Consider the following 15,651-nt stretch of genomic DNA (forward strand, 5'->3'; position numbering starts at 1 on the left):
CCAATCATTAATAAAATCAAGAACTGTAGGAATATTTGTTAGTTTTAACTTCCTTCTACCAGGGCTTGTATTTTCAAAATTAAGAGAAGTATAGTTAAATTTTATTGGCAAAAATCAAGTTTAAAAAAAAATGTTTTCCTGAAAATTATTCAGAAATTTTCAACTCATATAGATTCCAGAAACCTCCTCCTAACTCACTATAATTAATTCCTTTAATCCGGTCGCGAATAGCATCAAATTCTAGAGGATTTATCATATAAATAAAAGGTAATTCTTCAGCAATAACTTGTTGAGCTTGACCATAAAATTCTTTTCGCTTCTCATCATCTAAAACTTGAGATGCTTGAACATAAAGATCGTCTATTTCTTGTTCCCAATCATTTACTTTCCAGCCTTCTATTTTTTCTCCCCCCGCTTCAGGTCCTTGATTAAAAGTATGTAATCTACCATCTACAGCCCAAATATTATAACCACCATGAGGTTCAATACTTCCTCCTGTAAAACCTCCTAAATAAGCCTCCCAATCTTTCGATAAAGTCAGCTTTTGTACATAAGTATTAAAACTCAAAAATTGCATATTTACTTTCATACCTAGTTTTCCCAAATCTTGATTAATTTGGGTGGCTATTTGTTCTCTAACTTTTCTACCCGCACTTGTTAGTAAAGTAAATTCTACTTTTTGATCTTCACTATCTAATAAATCACCATTTTGATTATATTTAAAACCAGCTCCCAGCAAAAGTTCTTGAGATTTTTCCGGGTCATAATTATAAACTTTTAAACCCTCTTCAGGAGATAAATAAAAAGGACTGGTCACAGGAATTGGAGAATATTGAGGCGCACCTAATCCACGGTATATATTATTAGTCATTGCCTCTCTATTAATTCCATAAGCGATCGCTTGTCGAAAAGCTTTATTATTAAACCATCGAGATTTAATCGGGTCTACTAATGGTTTTCCTTGAGAATTTTTCGCCTGATTTAGATTAAAACAAATAAAGCTAGAAGTAGATGTCGGACCACCATTATAAATAGTATATTTGCCTCGTTTTTCTTCTCGTTTCAAAAGAGGATACATTTCTGCTGTAACTTGAATTGTATCTAATTCTCCAGAACGAAAATTTAACAGTTGATTATCTGTATTTTCGATTACTTGCCAAACAATATTTTCAATAAAAGGTAGATTATTTCCCTCATCATCCTTGCGCCAATAAAAAGGATTTTTCTCTAAAATAATTCGTTGATTTGGAGCATAACTTTTAACCCGATACATACCATTACCAACAATTTCTGCGACTGGAGTATCAGTTCCCCATTTTGTCAGAAAATTTAATTCTCCTTCAGAATTAGTAGTACGAACAGAATCTTTTAAAACATGAGCAGGTAAAATATATAATCCTCCAGCATATCTGACAAAAGGAGCAAAAGATTCAGGTGTAGAAAATTCTATACGGAGATTATCTATTTTTTTTACTGTTGGTAAAGCACCACTTTTACCAATTCTCAAAATATCTTTAGAGCTGCTAGGAATTTTATCATTCAGATAGATTTCGTTATAGGAAAATACCACATCATCAGCAGTTAAAGGTTCTCCATCTGACCACTTCAAATCTTCTTGTAAAGTAATAACTACTTTCTGTCCGTCATCAGAAACTTCCCAAGATTCAGCTAATGCTGGTTCTAATTCTCCTGTAATGCCATTTTCAATAATTAAACCCTCATAAATATAACTAAAAACACTATATGCGGACTGATTTAATGGGTAGTTAAAAGTAGAAGTATCGCTTGGAGTAGAAACTACTATTCGAGATTGAAAATTTGATGGTGCTGGTTTACAAGCAGTGAGGAAAAATATGAAAATAACTGTGCATAAAGTTATTAATTTACGATAATATTTTTGTTGGATATTAAGTTGAATCATTTTCAGTTGATATATCTCTACAATTTAGATGATACCTAATTACAGTACTTTTTATTTGAGTAGATAAAAAAGTTAGTTTTCTGCATTAGGATGGGTTGATTTAAACTTAGTCTAGTAGGTTGGGTAGAACAGAGTGAAACCCAACCAAAATTTACTAATGACAAATAAATATAATAACATTGATATTGTCATTGCGAGGCGGTCAGAAATAAGTTACGCTTTGAAGGAAAGTATTAACTTAGCCGAAGCAATCTCTTCAGGGAAATTTTAGTTTAGTAGGTTGGGTAGAACAGAGTGAAACCCAACCAAAATTTACTATGATTGGGTTACTCCTGCGAAGAAGCGAGCTGCGTTCCATGCTACGCAACCCTAAGGGGAACAACCCAACCTACTCTTATTTTTCTTGGGGTTTGGAGACTAAAACCCTATAGTTTACAATTTTTGCTTAAAAAACTAATTTAAAGTATAATCTTTCTGAACTATAGATTTATTTCACTTCGTCTAAAAAACCTAACCCCCCAACCCGCTTCTATCCCCCCTAACCCCCCTTTGAAAGGGCAGATAAGGTAAGGGGGAGAATATCTTTCTCCCCTCTCCTTGCAGGAGAGGGGTTGGGGGAGAGGTCTTTCAGGTAGCTAAAAACTACATAATTTATCCTCCTTTAAACTCAGTAATTTTATTCCTAAAAACTAACAATTAAACATTATGTCATTAGAAAATATTCAACTCATAATTTCCCTATCCGATCCACAATTAAAAGATGAATAACTTCAAACAGATACCCGAACTATTTTGTCATAAATTCAAGGATTTGATGGAGTGAAAAATGCAGATTTAATGCCAATAGAAACCGTTGAACCTGGAGCTATCAGTGTCGGTGCTTTTTAGTAGGTATTCTCACGGCAGAAGTTAATGTTGAAAATCTCAAAGGTTTAATTAAATATTTAGGCGATCGCCTCTATGGTAAATCTATTCAAATAAAAATCAAAATTAAAAGTAATGATCGAGAGGTAGAAGTTGAGATCGAAGGTCGTAATGTTGAAGAGTTGAATGAGAAATATGAGAGAGTTAAAGCAACAATAGAAAAAATTACTAATCAACAATAAAAAAGTTAGTCAAGGAGATTTTTTGATGAAAAAAATAGCTTTATTAATTGGAATTAGTGAATACTTCTCAGACTCTTTTAAAAATTTGCCTAGTACCCTGAAAGATGTTGAGGCAATGAAGGAAGTTTTAGATAATTCTCAAATGGGAGACTTTGATGAAACGAAGGTGTTACAAAACTCTCACCGCCAAGAGATAGAACTGGCAATTTATGAATTGTTTGCTGACCGGAATCAGGATGATGTTTTATTGCTTTATTTTTCTGGTCATGGAGTTTTAAGTAGAGAAAGTAATCTATTGTTAGCTACTCCTATAACTGACAAAAGTGAACGGGATATTATTAGGCCGACTGCTGTAGCTGCTAGTTTTCTACAAAGTGAAATTAACAATAGTCTTTCCGAGCGTCTAGTTGTTATTCTTGACTGTTGTTATAGTAGCACATTTACTAAAGGAATGAATGTTAAAGGAGATAAAAAAATAGACATTCCGCCAGAATCTCTAACTATTCCACCCATAGTATCAGTCATCAGTAATAGATTTAAAGTTTAATGAAACTACCCCAACCTGTAATTATTCCTGATGAAAAACTGACTAAATACTTATTAGTATATCAATAACAAGATGACAAATCAAAATTGATTTTACAACCAGGTTTTACTCCTGAAAATTCCGAACAACTAAAAAAACAGTATTCTGCAATTAGTTTTTACTACAGAAGCAATAGTAGATAGAACTAATAAATACGGTACATTTTACAGAGTAGAAGGTATAATAACTCGGGTTAATAACAGAAATTTAGCAGTTATTACCATCTGGTTACAACGAAAAGCAGATAATCAAACTCAATTTATTACTCTAATACCACTTAAAAGATAAAACTACCAATGCTTGAATTATACCAACGTATTTCTCTAACCAAAGACTTCCCAGAATATAACCTTAAAAAAGGCGATATTGCCATGTTAATTGATACAGTACCTCACCCAGAAGGAGGAGAAAATGGTTATATATTAGAAGTATTTAATGCCGTAGGAGAATCTATTAATCTAATTATCGTACCTATCTCTGCTGTTGAACCTTTGAAACAAGATGAAATTTTATCTGTTCGTTCCTTAGTGGAAATATAGCAACTCTCATAGTTATGAACTAAATTTATAATCCCCCTAAATCTTCCTTTGAAAGGAAGACTTTTTCTTAACTCCAGGGGAGATTTATACCAATGCATGAGGATGGTGAGGTAAACTTAAGACCTACTGCAGTTCAGCCTTTGTTTGCTGTAACAACCACGGAAGGTTGTGTTACTAAAATTACTAAATAAAATTTTGTACCTCACGGGCTTCCGAAATTGCTATAACACTATATGTTCAAAGATATTATTGCAGTTAACCATCAAGAAAACTATCTACTTTATCTTAAATTTGAAGATGGTAAAAACGGAATTGTAGATATTAGTAAGCTAATAGAATTTACCGGAATATTTGCTAAATTACAAGACATAAATTCTTTTAAAACCGTCAAACTCAATCCAGAATGGGGAACAATTTATTGGGAAAATGGTGCAGATTTAGATCCAGATGTTTTGTATTCTATTATCGCCAATGAACCAATTCCTAAATTGTCTCTAGAACAACAAAATATCAAACTATTAAACCTTTTAAAAAAAAATAAATAAGGAGAAATTAATTAATGATTCAAAAATATCTACAAAAAGCTTTTCAGTTATCAGTTATCAGCAAGAGGTTGAAAGTTTATTATAATGCTGGAATTATACCAACGAATTTACTTAACCAAAAGTAGGTTGGGTTAAGCGACAGCGCAACCCAACAAAAATGTGAATTTATTAACATAAAATATGTGTTGGGTTTCGTGACTCAACCCAACCTACGAAATACTTATTTTTTATTATTAGGAATTATGTCACCCAACAAAAATGTAAATTTATTAATATCAAATATGTGTTGGGTTTCGTGACTCAACCCAACCTACGAAATGCTGATTTTTTATTATTAGTAATTATGTAACCCAACAAAAATGTAAATTTACTAACATAAAATATGTGTTGGGTTTCCTTCCTTAACCCAACCTACGAAATACTTATTTTTTATTATTAGGAATTATGTCACCCAACAAAAATGTGAATTTATTAATATCAAATATGTGTTGGGTTTCGTGACTCAACCCAACCTACGAAATGCTGATTTTTTATTATTAGTAATTATGTCACCCAACAAAAATGTGAATTTATTAATATCAAATATGTGTTGGGTTTCGTGACTCAACCCAACCTACGAAATGCTGATTTTTTATTATTAGGAATTATGTAACTCATTTTAGATTAATTAGAGTAAACAGATATTGTCATTGCGAAGTGGTTATCAACAAGTTAAGCTTTAAATAAAAGTATTAAGTGAGCCGAACCAATCTCTTTCTTGATATATATTATAAATGATAATATAGAGAGAGTTTATTCCAGTAAACTTTAGTTAGCAAGATTGCTTCAGAGGCATACTTGAGAGAACATTCAAACAACTTTTTCTACCTCCCCTCGCAATGACAAATGGGTAAATTTTATGCAGGGATATTGAACTTTTAAAAGAGCAATCTTCCCCCCCTTCCCTTGCAGGGAAGGGGGCTGGGGGGTTAGGTTTTTTACCTAATAAACCTTCCCATCCGGCATAGTTGCACCAGTCAGAATGGCATCCTGTAAATCAACCCCTACCATCTTCGCATCTCGCAAACTAGCACCCCGCAAATCCGCCCCCCGCAAATTAACACCATCTAAATTTGCACCCCATAAATACGCTCCTTGCAAATTAGCACCACTCAAATCTGCTCCAGTGAGATTGGCTAAATTCATATTTGCTCCACTTAAATCAGCATTCCGCAAATCCGTTTCACTTAAGTTAGTCTTCATTAAGTTAGCTTCGTGAAATTGACTACCGATGAGATTACCATGATGCAAATCTGCTTTTTTCAGGTTTGCTTCACCTAATTTTGTCCGACGTAAAAAAGCAAAACTGAGATCACTTCCACTTAAGTTAGCACCTTGCAAACTAGCACCGCTCAACTTAACTTCACTAAGATTCATATTACTGAAATCAATTCTCTCTAACTGCAAACCATTCAAATAAGCACCACTAAGTTTGATTCCAGTTAATTGTGCGCCCTGAAGATTAGCTCCACTTAACCTTGCTCCACTAAGGTTAGCCCAATTTAAGTTTGCTCCTTCTAAGTTAGCGCAACGGAAGTTAATGCCATTGAGATTCGAACCACACAAATTAACTTTTGGTAAATTAGCTCGAAATAGACTTACTGAAGTAAGTATGGCACCACTGAGTTTAGCTCCACTTAAATCTGCTTTTGGAAGTTGAGCACCTTGAAGATTAGCTTTAGTCAAATCTGCTTCTATGAGTTGACTTTCCTTGAGCTTGACAAAAGTTAAATCTGTACCATATAAAAAAGCTCCGTTTAAGTTAGCGCTGACAAGAAAACAACGCTTCAGGTGCGCTCTCGCTAAGGAAGCATCCATCAGATTAGCACCAGATAAATTAGCAGAAATAAGTTTAGCGCCAATTAAATTAGCAGATTTGAGATTATAACCCCGAAAATCTCTTTCTCCTTTGAGATATAGTTTTAATAATTCATTCTCTTTCATATTGTTCGCATCCTTATTAGTTGAAGTGATTTGTGACTATTAACATCCTCCCGACCCTGCTCTACCTGAGAAACTGACAATGGAAATTAGCTTCGGTTAAATAAATTGACTCTCCTGAAATTAGCTAAATTAAAATTTACCTCTATAAATTATTAAAACTCAAAATATCAAAAAAACACCGCACTAATACTTTTCTTAGCTTAACCACAGCTTTGTTAATATTTTCTGTTAACAAAAATTAGGACTTACGCAAATAAAACTGTTTTTTTCAGTTCACCTGCGTAAGTCCTGATATCAAAAAATTTGTACTTCATAATACTTAGAATCCGCTGTCAAATATCAACAGCTAAAAGTTACTAACCTTCATATTTCTGTAGCAAAACCACTGCATAAGCAGCAATACCTTCTTCTCTACCGACAGGACCTAATTTTTCATTTGTAGTAGCTTTAATACTAACTTGATTTTCCTCTAGTTCTAAAGTAGTAGCAAGGCGCGATCGCATCTTCTCTATATGTGGTTTGAGTTTAGGACGTTCTGCCACTACTACTGAGTCAATATTACTAATTTTCCAGCAAGCAGCATGAACTAAATGATTGACACGGTTCAACAAATCTATACTATCAGCTCCAGCCCATTTGGGATCGCTCGGAGGAAAATAATGGCCAATATCACCCAAACTGAGAGCGCCTAACATGGCATCCATAATAGCATGGGTCAAAACATCTGCATCGCTATGGCCAATCAGTCCCATTTCATGGTCAATTTTGATTCCTCCCAGAATCAATGGTCTTTCTAGCCCCAATTTGTGAATATCGTAGCCATTACCTATGCGAAGGTTCATATTCTTAATTATTATTTAATAGAAAATAATTGTTTAACTATTGTATAGTATATCCTGCTATGTAAAAGCAGCGTTTTTGGGAATTAATTTTATTAGTATTAGAGGTAAGTTGTGAACATTTCATTCACTCAAAAAGTAGCATTCACTGATAACTTTTTTCTAGCAGAAGATGAGGGAGGAATTTTTGTTGTTAATGCTGAAAATAAAGGTGAAGATTTTCTGTTAGATGATGTAGCTGCTCAAATGTTGTTTGCTTTAATAGGAGCTGAGTCTATTCAAGAAGCTTATGAGGATATTTTAGAATTTGAACAAGTCGATCCAGAAGTGTTGAGAAATGATTTGTTAGAATATATTGAAGATTTAGTAAATGATGGAATTGTGAAAATTATTGACCAGAAAGGTAGTTTTTATGATGAAGATACAGATTCTTGAAGTCATTTCAGTTATTAGTTATCAGTTATCAGTACCAACCGCTGACACATCTGTATTGAAATAATAAAGTTGATTTTTTTTATGCCCTTTTATTCAAGGGTAGGAAACTTGATTTTTTCGTCAGAAGTTAAATTTAGGAAGAGCGATAATTCCTGAACCAGCTTAGTAATTGCTATATATAAAATCTGGTTATATTATATGTTGATAATTCTATCATTACTTTAATATTTAATAGCCCCATCAACCCCAGATTAGTAAACGCATTGATAAATCTAATTCAACTTTTCAGTATTACCTCCTGACACCCACCCTGTACGATTACTATCATCATCTACCCGAACTTTTTGCCATTTCTTATCAGAACTTTCCTCCAAAACTATAACTTTTTCTTGATAAGAAACACCTCCTATCCGATTAGCATTTTTACTAGGAGTGTCGCGGAGAATCAAACCAATAGGTTCTACCACAGTTGCTCTATAAGTCCCAGGATCTAATTGCTTTTTTGATTTTGTATTGTTAGTTGGAGTTGGTTTAGGAGACGTACTAGCTTTTTGGACTATAGGTTTATCATTCTGGAAAATTGGTCTTTCAGGCATTTTTGTTAGTTTAGCTGCAAAATAGAGAACTGCTGCTGCGCTAGCTCCAGCTAATAAAAGTATTGCTAAAATAAACCCTACTAAAAATTTGAAGAATCCATAAAAATTCATAACTTTTCAGTTTTTTTCAAAAGTTAAAATAAAAATAATTTGGCATCTAAAATATAGTACAACTATTTGTGGAGGTAGGGAGTAGGGAGTCGTAGGGACGTTGCATAACAAAAATGCGAACGTCCGTATTAGGGGAGTTACAGAGGAAATAGTTGAAAAAATAGTTTCTTAATTTTTCTGTCCTAGTCAACCTAAAATGGTAAGATGTCTGAACCTAAGCAAGCTAAAAAGTTGCACTTTTACGCTTCCCGATAAATCATACCCTAAAAAGACTGAAATCTTTATCTATAAATATTTTTAGATTTAATCATCCAGCCTTACTTACTTGCTATAACTTATTTTTAAAATTATCATATCTGGAAGCAAGACGTGCTTTACCTAATGCTGCCCAGTCTTGTAAAAACTTAATTTGTGCTTCTGCAGTTCTCGCTAAAGGAATAATTTGACTAGCAGATTCCAAAATATCCTCATTAGTAAACTCACGATTTTGACTAAACCCAATGTGCATAGCTTCTATTAAAGATTGTTCTATTTCCGCACCAGAAAAATCAGGAGTTTCATAAGCTAATCTATCTGTATTATAATTCCTAATATTATGAGGTCTTAACCTAGATAAATGTACTTCAAAAATAGCCTTTCTCTCTTCCTGGTTAGGTAAACCTACAAAAAATATTTCATCAAACCTACCTTTTCGCAATATCTCCGGTGGTAAAGATTCAATATTATTAGCAGTAGCTACCACAAACACAGGAGATATTTTTTCAGCTAACCAAGTAATAAAAGTACCAAAAACCCGACTCGTAGTCCCCGCATCCCCTTGACTTTTAAACCCGGCAAAACCTTTATCTATTTCATCAATCCACAAAACACAAGGGGCCAAAGCTTCCGCAATAGAAATCATTTGTCGGGTACGAGACTCCGACTCTCCCACCAAACCTCCAAATAAACGGCCTACATCCAAACGTAATAAAGGTAAATGCCAATGATGAGCGATCGCCTTAGCGGTAAGAGATTTTCCTGTACCCTGGATTCCTACTAAAAGTAAACCTCTGGGATGGGGCAAACCATATTGTCTAGCTCGTGCAGAAAATCCTCCTCCCCGTCGCAATAACCAATCTTTCAAATTATCCAAACCTCCAATATCGGAAATATTTTCACGAGCAGGATAAAAATCTAATATTTGAGTCTGCCGAATAGTTTGTCGTTTTTCCTCTAAAATTAAATCAACATCATTAATCTGTAATTCTCCGTGGGTAGCGATCGCCTTAGCCAAAACTCTTCTAATTCTTTCAATAGATAATCCTTGAGCTGCCCTAACTACTTCATCTAATAAACGTTTCTCTAAATTTTGACCCATTGCCACTAAAAGACGTTCTACTTCTTGAGCAATTTCTTGACTATTTGGTAAAGGAAATTCTATGATGGTAATAACCTCTGTTAAGTCATCTGGCACATATATTTCCGGAGCTAAAATAACAATATTTTTCGGTTGAGATTTTAACTTTTTTGCCAAATTTCTTAGCTTTCTCGAAATAGAAATATCTTCCAAAAACCTTTGAAAATCACGCAATATAAAAATAGCGGGTGCTGATTCCGGCAGCTTTTCTATAAGTTCTAAACCTTGAAGAGGATTTCTTTTGCCAAAACCTTTATCATTAGGATTATTTTGATATCCTTCCACAAAATCCCAAATATATACTGCTCTATTACCTTGTTTTTTAGCTGATTCAGTAATAGCATTTTCTACTCGTTCTTCTTCCCTTGTCTGGATATAAATTATTGAGTATCGCGAACGTAATAGTAGTTCAAATTCTGCTTGAAAATTCATAATATTTTTTCAGTATAAAAAAAACTTTCTCCCTTCTTACTTTTTTTTCCATCTGATTTTCTTCATTAGTTTATTAGAAGTTCAGGAAAAAAATTTCCTTTTTTCTACAATACTAACTAATATCATGTGTAGATATAAAAATCCTAAATAGGTTGTAAGATTTTATAAATGCGGGGTGTTGGTCTCCAAACCAAAAAAAACCCAGATTTGGAGACCAAACCCCTACAGTTTTCTCTCACAAATCATTCCTGATTCGTATAATTAGTTATTAAGAAAACTTTTTTCCTTCTCACCTTTTTTTTCATCTGCCTTCCTTTTTATTTTGTTAGGAGTTCAGAAAATATTTTTTTGTTCTTTCTACAATACTACAAAATATTATGTCCGTATAATTATTGATAAAAAAACTTTTTCCTTTCTTGCTTTTTCCTAAAAATCTTAACTATTATTCAATTGCTTTTTTATTGCCTCTAAAGCAGACCATCGACTATCTAAAACAGATGATGAAGTATCCATCTCAGATAATTTTATACCTTGGCAATTTTTATCACATAACTTTCTGGGAGGAACTGCTAAACAAACTTGTTCATATATCCATTCTCTAGGATTAAAATCTCCATTCGGGTGTAAAGATTCCATTAAATCTTCCACAGAATTTTCCACCTCTATATGAAATAAATCTTTTTCGGTTGTAACTTCATCTAACCAAATTAATTCCTTTGGACGAATCACCAATTTATAGTTATACTGTTTCAAACATCTATCACAAGTGAGGGTAATAATTGTTTCTGATTTAGCTTTAACTTCCAAATAATTTCCGTGGTGAGTTACCTGTAAATAACCCCTTACTGGAGTTAGTGTTTCCAAGTCTGATATAAACTCTTCAAACTTAATTAATTCTATCTGATCGTTTTTTTTCAACAGACTAGGAATAGATATTAATTCCATCTTCTTTCACCTCACTTATTCCTTACCAAAAATTCAGAATTATACACAAAGAATTCTGTATTTACCCTACCTAAATTAATGATTTTAATCTCTATAAATCATACCTTTCTCCCCATTTTTCCTATTTATTATTCTCAGCATTTCCTCCGGAATGCCCTCGCATTCAGCCGTCAGTTTTGAGCTATTAGCTTTAGAGGATAAATTTAATAAATAATATCAAATCCAATAGTATTGGTATAATTCAATATCGTCAAAGGTGAATTTAATCTTAATAGCTGATAGCTGATAGCTGATAGCTGAATGCTTACTTATTATTAGTTTTTAATTTTTACTACTAAACGACGGTCTGGTTCCTGTCCATGACTATAAGTTTCTAAATCTTCACAATCTTGTAGCATCGTATGTATTTGACGACGTTCCGTAGAAGATAGAGATGTTAACTCATAATCCTGACCAGTTAAACGTACTTTTTTAGCTGCATACTCAGCCATTAATAATAATTCTTCTTGGCGACGAGCGCGATAACCTCCTATCTCTATAGTGTATAGCAAAGGTTCTTCTGAATTATTATTTAGATTCAGAATAGTATTAGTCAGGTATTGAATCGCATCAATTACTTTACCATCAACCCCTACTAAAATAGAAACTTGTTCTGGGGTCAGGTTAGTTTCATCTATTGTCAACCAATAGGAATCCCCTTGTTGTTCAGCCATGACTTTAGCCGGAATTTTTGCTAAATTTAGCAATTTCTCTAGCCATTGCTGTCCTTCATCTGGTCCTTGATTTTGCTCTATGTAACTATCATTCATTAATACCATTAAGCTTTCTTCTTAGAACGTCCTGGTTCAAAGGGTAGTGCTTCTCTTCCCTTTCCTGTTTTTGCTGTTTTTGGTTGTGACTCTTCTACTAATTTCTGAAGTTCTTCAGGTAATGGTTCTTTAGATAAAATATATGCCTGAATAGTTTGAAATATGTTAGCTACTAGCATATAAAGTAGCACCCCTGCTGGAAGGGGAGTAAACAAAAATATTCCAGAAAATAGAATAGGAGTAATTTTATTTATAGAGTCTTGATTGGGATTAGCATTGTTAGCCCCTGGACCTTTACCTGATATGGCTTGACTAGCATATATACTAATTCCAAAACCAATCACCATGATTAAAATATCCCAGTGAATATTCCCATTCTCATCAAATGCACCGACACGACCCAGGGCTTGAATAAATAGAAATCCCTTATTTGCTGCAATTCCTGGAATTGTACCTTGAATTGTAGCTTCACCTGGTTCTAAAGCTACTAAATTTCCATCTTGGTCTATTTGAACTCTTTCAGAACCTTTAGTAATGGTCCATGTCGGCTGAATTTCAAATTGATTATATTCCTCTGTCAAAGTTGCTAAAGATTTACCCTCTTCTGTTTGAAACTCAACCTTAGTTTTATCTCCAACAATTAACTTATTTCCACTAGGCATTAAAGCTAAAATTGGGTAGTGAACACCATCACTAACAAATATATTTTGAGGTGAAGTTATGTAAGCTTGTGGTTGAATTCTTTCTAACTGTTCTTGAGGAAATATTTGTAAATCTACAGTATAGTTTATATTAGTAAAAGGTGAACCACGCAATGTTGCAAATAAGGCAAAAAGTATGGGCATTTGAAACAGAAGTGGCAAACATCCGGCTAATGGATTAAACTCCTTCATCAGTTTAGCCATTTCTTCCTGCTGTTTCTGTGGATCATCTTTATAACGTTTTTGAATCTCCTCCTGTCTTTGTTTCATTAAAGGTTGCGTAATTTTCATCTTACGCATATTCCGAATCGACCCAGCATTTAATGGGTAAAGACTTGCTCGAATTACAAGAGTTAAAGCTACAATTGCTAGACCATAGCTTGGCACGATTCCATAGAAAAAATCTAGAATCGGCAGCATTATGTTGTTGGAAATAAATCCTATACCAAAATCCATTATCTTATGTCTATCTTGGGGCTGGTGATGTTTCTTATCTTAACTATTGGAAATTATTTATTACTACTAATTCCAACATCTAGTTAACTACTTGTAAATCTAACTTTATCAGTATTCTTATCTAGATTGATATTCATAGTAACCGATCGAATGATTTATTTGGTCAACAATGGTTAAATAATTATTAATTAGTAGCAGTATCAGCTTTTTTAACTTTTGCTTCTATTTTTTCGATTATGTAAGCTTCAATTTCTCTAAATCTTGGTATTGCCCTCATTTCTAGGAGAGTACCATTTCTCAAGGTAATTGCTAAATCGCCCCAAGCTCCAAGTCCTCTAGGGACTTTTGCCACCCTGACAATTTCTGAGTAAACAACATCTGTACGATCTTGTCCCATCCAGCCCCCTATAACTGAAACTCGGCGATTAGTAATCCGATATCTGAGCCATAAGGCCCTAACAATAGCAGCCACAGCTAGAGGTAGGCCAATAATTGTGAGGCCAATTAATAAATTAAAAATTAAATCTCCTATGTGGGGACCACCATCATAGAAGGTTTCTTCTTGAATACCCATTTAATATCTCCGCTTGTGCCAATAACTTTTCTAATTGTTGCAGAAATTCGCCATAATTGCACTGTTGGGCTGGTGGTTTAACCACAATTACTATGTCCCACCCTTTTGATATGGATGGCAACATTTGGCGCAAAGCTGCTCTTATTTGGCGTTTAATTCGATTTCGGATTACTGCTCCTTTGCTCACCTTTTTGCTGATAGAAATACCTATGCGAGTTTGTTGGTGGGGTAGAGGTGAGTTGGGCTTCTGCTGATGGCGCAAAGCCCTCAAGGCCAAATAAGAAGTATTTTTGCGAATACCTTTCTGATATACAGCACTAAAGTCCTTATTATGACGAAGCCTGTTTTCTGTAGGCAACATTGTGAGATTTCTTCAAAATTGTCTAAATTACGAAAATAATCTTTAGTAAACTGCCAGACGTTCACGGCCTTTTTGCCGACGGGCTTTAATTACGGCTCGGCCATTTCTTGTACGCATCCTGGTTCTAAAACCAGATACTCTTTTTCTTTTTCTACTGGTACCACGCAATGTCCGCTGAGTCATTTTTCTTCACCACTAATTCAATAAAAATTAAAAATCACAATCTCTAATTATAGCATATATATCATAATAAACTTAGCTTTGATGAATTTATCCTCTATTCTCAGCTAAAATATCTACTCTATGCTCAAAAGCCATGTGCCAACATAACGTAGTAAAGGTACATCACCAGGAGTTCTGATATTGGCATTAAAGTGATACATTCCTCCAAATCTAGGATTTTTTACATTGTGGAGAACTACTTCGATTTTATTACCAGCAGGAATTGGTTCAGCAGGGTAAATTTCTATAAAATGATTTTCTTTGTCCCATACTACTTGATCTATGGGTATTGATTCTGGTTTTTCGGAACTTCCTCCCCCTACACGAATTTCTATCTCGTCAGGATCAAATGTACCCTTATAGTAGTCAGGATAAGAAATTGATAATTGAGAAATAGCTAAATTTAATTTGTTAGCTGGTATTCGCAGTCGATAACGATCCCAAACCCCAGATTTACCAGAATCTAAACGGAAGTTTAACTGATTTCTCCGTTCTGGCCCACCGAATAATGTAAATCCTGGCATTCCTTGAGCGAAAGTTGCCATTGAAAACCCTGTTAATAAGTAACTACTAACCAGTAAAGTAGAAAGTATACGTTTCATAAATTTTTCTCTCAGTATTGAAGTAGTATTTACAGTGACATACTCCCACACCATACCTTAAAGTTGGTGCGGGATTCTCGTTTCGTAGTCCTGAAGAAAGCATCGGACTCCACGAGCTTTAAGGATGTTTGGGCCTCGTCGCCCTATTTTTAATATTTATTGTCGCGTTTAAGTCGCGGTCTATTGCTATGTCGCAATGTGGACAAGAATGGGTTCTTTCTAAAACTTTATCAAGATTTTTTAAATACAGCCAAAGGAAGTCAAAATTCAAAAGTAAGAATTGTCGGAAATTAAAAATTCAAAAATTAAAAGTCAAAATTCAAAAGTTAAAAATTTCAAGAAAGTCAAAAGTAACAATTTCAGCTTAGGGCGTGTCATCAATTAAATAAATAAGTTGACAAAAAGGCTACTCTCTGTTAGGTAAAAATGGCGATCACGGTTGGGTAAATTAAAATATAGCGAGCGCATACCTAAAATTGTGTGGTCGGTAGG

The 15,651-nt window shown here is 34.1% G+C and carries 18 protein-coding genes; 5 read left to right on the top strand and 13 right to left on the bottom strand.

The genetic code is table 11. The annotated features are described in order from the left end of the window. Positions 1 to 145 precede the first annotated feature (145 nt). Positions 146 to 1,921 carry an ABC transporter substrate-binding protein gene (locus tag VKJ25_RS02110; protein ID WP_324234973.1) on the bottom strand — a complete coding sequence of 592 codons (1,776 nt, stop codon included), beginning with the start codon at positions 1,919 to 1,921 and terminating at the stop codon, positions 146 to 148. Between the two features lie 1,131 nt (positions 1,922 to 3,052). Between VKJ25_RS02110 and VKJ25_RS02115 the strand changes: the two genes are divergently transcribed. From VKJ25_RS02115 to VKJ25_RS02130, 4 genes are all read left to right on the top strand, one after another. Further along, positions 3,053 to 3,574: a caspase family protein gene (locus VKJ25_RS02115; protein WP_324234974.1), complete on the top strand. Its 522-nt coding sequence runs from the start codon at positions 3,053 to 3,055 to the stop codon at positions 3,572 to 3,574. Between the two features lie 171 nt (positions 3,575 to 3,745). After that, positions 3,746 to 3,901, top strand: coding sequence for a DUF6883 domain-containing protein (locus VKJ25_RS02120; RefSeq protein ID WP_324234989.1), 156 nt, complete (start codon positions 3,746 to 3,748; stop codon positions 3,899 to 3,901). A gap of 8 nt (positions 3,902 to 3,909) precedes the next feature. After that, positions 3,910 to 4,152, top strand: coding sequence for a DUF4926 domain-containing protein (locus tag VKJ25_RS02125; protein WP_324234975.1), 243 nt, complete (start codon positions 3,910 to 3,912; stop codon positions 4,150 to 4,152). A gap of 233 nt (positions 4,153 to 4,385) precedes the next feature. After that, entirely contained in the window at positions 4,386 to 4,697 is a 312-nt protein-coding gene (locus VKJ25_RS02130; protein ID WP_324234976.1) for a DUF2442 domain-containing protein, read from the top strand. Between the two features lie 981 nt (positions 4,698 to 5,678). On the opposite strand, the gene VKJ25_RS02135 is transcribed toward VKJ25_RS02130, so the two are convergent. Then, a complete protein-coding gene (locus VKJ25_RS02135; RefSeq protein WP_324234977.1) occupies positions 5,679 to 6,680 on the bottom strand; it encodes a pentapeptide repeat-containing protein in 1,002 nt (333 codons plus the stop codon). Positions 6,681 to 7,036: 356 nt separating this feature from the next. Next, on the bottom strand, positions 7,037 to 7,522 hold the full coding sequence (gene ispF, locus VKJ25_RS02140) for a 2-C-methyl-D-erythritol 2,4-cyclodiphosphate synthase (RefSeq protein ID WP_324234978.1): 486 nt from the start codon (positions 7,520 to 7,522) through the stop codon (positions 7,037 to 7,039). Between the two features lie 111 nt (positions 7,523 to 7,633). Between ispF and VKJ25_RS02145 the strand changes: the two genes are divergently transcribed. Beyond that, entirely contained in the window at positions 7,634 to 7,954 is a 321-nt protein-coding gene (locus VKJ25_RS02145; RefSeq protein ID WP_324234979.1) for a PqqD family protein, read from the top strand. A gap of 272 nt (positions 7,955 to 8,226) precedes the next feature. Here VKJ25_RS02145 and VKJ25_RS02150 read toward each other — a convergent pair whose 3' ends face one another. The 10 genes from VKJ25_RS02150 to VKJ25_RS24430 form a co-directional block, all read right to left on the bottom strand. Further along, positions 8,227 to 8,661 carry an SH3 domain-containing protein gene (locus tag VKJ25_RS02150; protein ID WP_324234980.1) on the bottom strand — a complete coding sequence of 145 codons (435 nt, stop codon included), beginning with the start codon at positions 8,659 to 8,661 and terminating at the stop codon, positions 8,227 to 8,229. A gap of 328 nt (positions 8,662 to 8,989) precedes the next feature. Continuing rightward, positions 8,990 to 10,489: an AAA family ATPase gene (locus VKJ25_RS02155; protein ID WP_324234981.1), complete on the bottom strand. Its 1,500-nt coding sequence runs from the start codon at positions 10,487 to 10,489 to the stop codon at positions 8,990 to 8,992. A 435-nt stretch (positions 10,490 to 10,924) separates the two neighbouring features. Further along, the gene (locus VKJ25_RS02160) at positions 10,925 to 11,434 is read right to left on the bottom strand and encodes a YceD family protein (protein WP_324234982.1); all 510 of its coding nucleotides are present in this window, start codon (positions 11,432 to 11,434) and stop codon (positions 10,925 to 10,927) included. 314 nt (positions 11,435 to 11,748) lie between these two features. Next, a complete protein-coding gene (locus tag VKJ25_RS02165) occupies positions 11,749 to 12,252 on the bottom strand; it encodes a Jag family protein (RefSeq protein ID WP_324234983.1) in 504 nt (167 codons plus the stop codon). Then, entirely contained in the window at positions 12,252 to 13,400 is a 1,149-nt protein-coding gene (yidC, locus tag VKJ25_RS02170; RefSeq protein WP_324234984.1) for a membrane protein insertase YidC, read from the bottom strand. The genes VKJ25_RS02165 and yidC overlap by 1 nt, the downstream gene beginning before the upstream one ends. 184 nt (positions 13,401 to 13,584) lie before the next feature. Further along, a complete protein-coding gene (locus VKJ25_RS02175; RefSeq protein ID WP_324234985.1) occupies positions 13,585 to 13,974 on the bottom strand; it encodes a PH domain-containing protein in 390 nt (129 codons plus the stop codon). Next, complete coding sequence (gene rnpA, locus VKJ25_RS02180) at positions 13,946 to 14,335, bottom strand: ribonuclease P protein component (RefSeq protein WP_324234986.1); 390 nt, start codon at positions 14,333 to 14,335, stop codon at positions 13,946 to 13,948. Before rnpA ends, VKJ25_RS02175 begins: the two co-directional genes overlap by 29 nt. Positions 14,336 to 14,377: 42 nt before the next feature. Further along, a complete protein-coding gene (rpmH, locus tag VKJ25_RS02185) occupies positions 14,378 to 14,518 on the bottom strand; it encodes a 50S ribosomal protein L34 (RefSeq protein WP_324234987.1) in 141 nt (46 codons plus the stop codon). A 113-nt stretch (positions 14,519 to 14,631) separates the two neighbouring features. After that, positions 14,632 to 15,159 carry a DUF2808 domain-containing protein gene (locus VKJ25_RS02190; protein ID WP_324234988.1) on the bottom strand — a complete coding sequence of 176 codons (528 nt, stop codon included), beginning with the start codon at positions 15,157 to 15,159 and terminating at the stop codon, positions 14,632 to 14,634. A 118-nt stretch (positions 15,160 to 15,277) separates the two neighbouring features. After that, entirely contained in the window at positions 15,278 to 15,430 is a 153-nt protein-coding gene (locus VKJ25_RS24430) for a zinc ribbon domain-containing protein (RefSeq protein WP_375340295.1), read from the bottom strand. Between the last annotated feature and the right edge of the window lie 221 nt (positions 15,431 to 15,651).

Source organism: Okeania sp. (assembly GCF_035285525.1).
GTDB lineage: Bacteria > Cyanobacteriota > Cyanobacteriia > Cyanobacteriales > Microcoleaceae > Trichodesmium.

Bases quoted from the DNA above. Each gene is read 5' to 3' on its own strand.
- VKJ25_RS02110 (WP_324234973.1), bottom strand. From the start codon at position 1,921: ATGATTCAACTTAATATCCAACAAAAATATTATCGTAAATTAATAACT.
- VKJ25_RS02115 (WP_324234974.1), top strand. From the start codon at position 3,053: ATGAAAAAAATAGCTTTATTAATTGGAATTAGTGAATACTTCTCAGAC.
- VKJ25_RS02125 (WP_324234975.1), top strand. From the start codon at position 3,910: ATGCTTGAATTATACCAACGTATTTCTCTAACCAAAGACTTCCCAGAA.
- VKJ25_RS02130 (WP_324234976.1), top strand. From the start codon at position 4,386: ATGTTCAAAGATATTATTGCAGTTAACCATCAAGAAAACTATCTACTT.
- VKJ25_RS02135 (WP_324234977.1), bottom strand. From the start codon at position 6,680: ATGAAAGAGAATGAATTATTAAAACTATATCTCAAAGGAGAAAGAGAT.
- ispF (WP_324234978.1), bottom strand. From the start codon at position 7,522: ATGAACCTTCGCATAGGTAATGGCTACGATATTCACAAATTGGGGCTA.
- VKJ25_RS02150 (WP_324234980.1), bottom strand. From the start codon at position 8,661: ATGAATTTTTATGGATTCTTCAAATTTTTAGTAGGGTTTATTTTAGCA.
- VKJ25_RS02155 (WP_324234981.1), bottom strand. From the start codon at position 10,489: ATGAATTTTCAAGCAGAATTTGAACTACTATTACGTTCGCGATACTCA.
- VKJ25_RS02160 (WP_324234982.1), bottom strand. From the start codon at position 11,434: ATGGAATTAATATCTATTCCTAGTCTGTTGAAAAAAAACGATCAGATA.
- VKJ25_RS02165 (WP_324234983.1), bottom strand. From the start codon at position 12,252: ATGGTATTAATGAATGATAGTTACATAGAGCAAAATCAAGGACCAGAT.
- yidC (WP_324234984.1), bottom strand. From the start codon at position 13,400: ATGGATTTTGGTATAGGATTTATTTCCAACAACATAATGCTGCCGATT.
- VKJ25_RS02175 (WP_324234985.1), bottom strand. From the start codon at position 13,974: ATGGGTATTCAAGAAGAAACCTTCTATGATGGTGGTCCCCACATAGGA.
- rnpA (WP_324234986.1), bottom strand. From the start codon at position 14,335: ATGTTGCCTACAGAAAACAGGCTTCGTCATAATAAGGACTTTAGTGCT.
- rpmH (WP_324234987.1), bottom strand. From the start codon at position 14,518: ATGACTCAGCGGACATTGCGTGGTACCAGTAGAAAAAGAAAAAGAGTA.
- VKJ25_RS02190 (WP_324234988.1), bottom strand. From the start codon at position 15,159: ATGAAACGTATACTTTCTACTTTACTGGTTAGTAGTTACTTATTAACA.